Raw genomic sequence first — 2,887 nt, forward strand, 5'->3', positions numbered from 1 at the left:
CGGGAAGCTGTACCTGTACAAGGGCACCGGCAGCGGCGGCCTGACGAGCCGTACCGAGATCGGCACCGGCGGCTGGTAACACCGGCCACACCGGAGCGGAGACACATACCGCCCTGCGTCGCCCAGCGGGGGGTGGGCCCGGCTCTTCCCGGACCCACCCCCCGTTTCCTCTCCTCCTCTTCCGCAGCTCGCGCGGCACTTCCGGTTCGCGCACACCCCTGCCCCCGTGCACCCACCAGCCTTCCGAAGGACGTCATGACAAGCCGTCACCTCAGACACGCGGCGACCGCTGTGGCCGCCACCTGCGCCCTGACCGCGATGCTCCAGTGCGGTGCGACCGCCTCGGCGGCGGAGCCGGCCACCACCGTCGACTACCGTGGCCTCTCCCTGTCGGTGCCCGCCGACTGGAACGTGGTCGACCTGGCCGAGGACCCCCAGGCCTGCGTCAGAATGGACCGGCACACGGTCTACCTGGGCCATCCGGGAACCGATCAGTCCTGCCCCACCCACCTGATCGCGGAGAAGACCGAAGCGATCGTCCTGGAGCCGTTCGCCGGAGCCGGGCCCCGGACCGACGTGCCCCAGGTGGACGTCCCCGACGGGGCCCTTGCGCCACGGACCCTGCCGCGTACGGACTCCCGCGAGGTACGGCTGGCGTTCGAGGGCGCAGGCGTCTATGCGACCGTCAGCCACGGCCCCTCTCCGGCCGCCATGGAGGAGATCCTCGGTTCCGTCGAGGTACGGCGCACCGCCGAACCGCAGGACGCGCCGGCCCCCGCACCCGAAGTGAACCGGATGACGGCCGCGCTCGCCGCGGTGACACCGAGCACCGGTTACAAGGGCAAGGCGTTCGACGCCTGCGCGGCGCCCTCCTCGGCGGCCATGGCGGACTGGGCGGCCTCGCCCTACCGGGGGTTGGGCATCTACATGGGCGGCCCCAGCCGGGTCTGCTCACAGCCCAACCTCACCGCGTCCTGGGTGTCCGACCTCAGCGCGGACGGCTGGCACTTCCTGCCGATCTACGCGGGACTCCAGGCCGGCAGCATCTCGTCGTCGACCGCGACCAGCCAGGGACGTGCCGCTGCCGACGCTGCCGTGGACCTCGCCCAGGGGCTCGGCTTCGCACCGGGCACCGTGCTCTACATCGACATGGAGGCGTACTCTTCCACCTACCGGACCAGGGTCCTGGAGTACCTGTCCGGCTGGACGGACCGCATCCAGGAGCTGCACTACCGGTCGGGCGTGTACAGCTCCTCCAGCAGCGGCATCAAGGACCTCTCCTCCGTCTACTCCTCCACGACGCTGAAGCGCCCGGACGTGGTGTGGACGGCCAACTGGAACGGCCAGGCCGACACCTACGACCCGAACCTCCCCGCCGACCAGTGGGCCGACCACCAGCGCGTCCACCAGTACGCGGGCAACGTCACCGAGACCTACAACGGCACGACGATCCAGATCGACCGGAACTACGTCGACGTGGGCTCCGCCGCCGTGCCCATGGACCCGGGGATGACGGATCTGACGGCGGGTGACTTCAACGGTGACGGTCGTGCGGATCTGGTCGCGGTGGAGGTGTCGTCGGGGAAGCTGTGGCTGTACCCGGGTACGGGTGCGGGGACGCTGAAGACGCGGGTCCTGATCGGTACTGGTGGGTGGAACGGCATGGAGGACCTGGCCGTCGGTGATTTCACCAAGGACGGCAGGGACGATGTGGTGGCCGTGGAGAAGTCCACTGGGAAGCTGTGGCTGTACAAGGGGACGGGTTCCGGTCTGGCTTCGCGTGTGGAGATCGGTACGGGTGGCTGGAACGGCATGTCGAATGTCTTCGCCGGTGATTTCAACGGTGACGGGGTGGCCGATGTCGGGGCCTCGGAGAACGAGACGGGGAAGCTGTTCCTGTATCCGGGGCGTGGTGACGGGACGATCTCGGGTCTGGGTGGCCGTGTGGAGATCGGTACCGGTGGCTGGAACGGGATGAACAAGGTGGTCAGTCCCGGTGACATGAACCGGGACGGCAGGGCCGATGTGGTGGCGACGGAGAAGTCCACCGGGAAGCTGTGGCTGTACAAGGGGACGGGTTCCGGTCTGGCTTCGCGTGTGGAGATCGGCACGGGTGGCTGGAACGGTATCTCCGATTATGCGGGGGCCGATTTCAGCGGTGACGGTGTCGGGGACCTGGCGGCTGTCGAGTCCGACACGGGTGAGACCGGGAAGCTGTACCTGTACAAGGGCACCGGCAGCGGCGGCCTGACGAGCCGTACCGAGATCGGCACCGGCGGCTGGTGACACCGGCCACACCGGAACGGGCCCGCACGGCAGCACGCGGGCCCTTCTTTTTTTCTGCCCCCTCGTTCCTCTCCTTCTTTTTCCTCGCATCGAATTCTTTTCCCTCGTATCGAAAGGACCGGTCGATGTCCACGACCGCCATCTCCCCCCGGCGCCTTGCCACCGCACTCGCCGGCCTGCTCGCCGTCCCCTTCCTGGCCACCACTGCCTCGGCGGCCTCGGTCAGCACATGGGACAAGGTGGCCGAATGCGAAAGCGGCGGAAACTGGTCCATCGTCAGCAACACCACCCCCGCCTATTACGGCGGACTCCAGATCAGCCTGTACAACTGGCAGCACTACGGCGGCACCGCCTACGCGCCCTATCCGCACCAGGCGACCAAGAAGGAACAGATCCTCATAGCCGAGAAGATCCTCGCCGACCAGGGCGCCGGCGCTTGGTCATGCAGCCCCGGCACCGGTCTCGCCACCGACCACGCCGACCCGTATCCCGAACCCGAGCCCGGGCCCGCCGACCCGGGGATGACGGATCTGACGGCGGGTGACTTCAACGGTGACGGTCGTGCGGATCTGGTCGCGGTGGAGGTGTCGTCGGGGAAGCT

The 2,887-nt window shown here is 68.4% G+C and carries 2 protein-coding genes; both read left to right on the forward strand.

The genetic code is table 11. The features are described from left to right. The first annotated feature begins 255 nt into the window (after positions 1 to 255). Positions 256 to 2,286, forward strand: coding sequence for a glycoside hydrolase domain-containing protein (locus ABZ340_RS36480; RefSeq protein WP_358786195.1), 2,031 nt, complete (start codon positions 256 to 258; stop codon positions 2,284 to 2,286). A gap of 125 nt (positions 2,287 to 2,411) precedes the next feature. After that, on the forward strand, positions 2,412 to 2,887 hold a 476-nt coding region (locus tag ABZ340_RS36485; protein WP_358786196.1), incomplete at its 3' end, for a transglycosylase family protein.

The organism is Streptomyces sp. NPDC006134 (assembly GCF_040628835.1).
GTDB lineage: Bacteria > Actinomycetota > Actinomycetes > Streptomycetales > Streptomycetaceae > Streptomyces.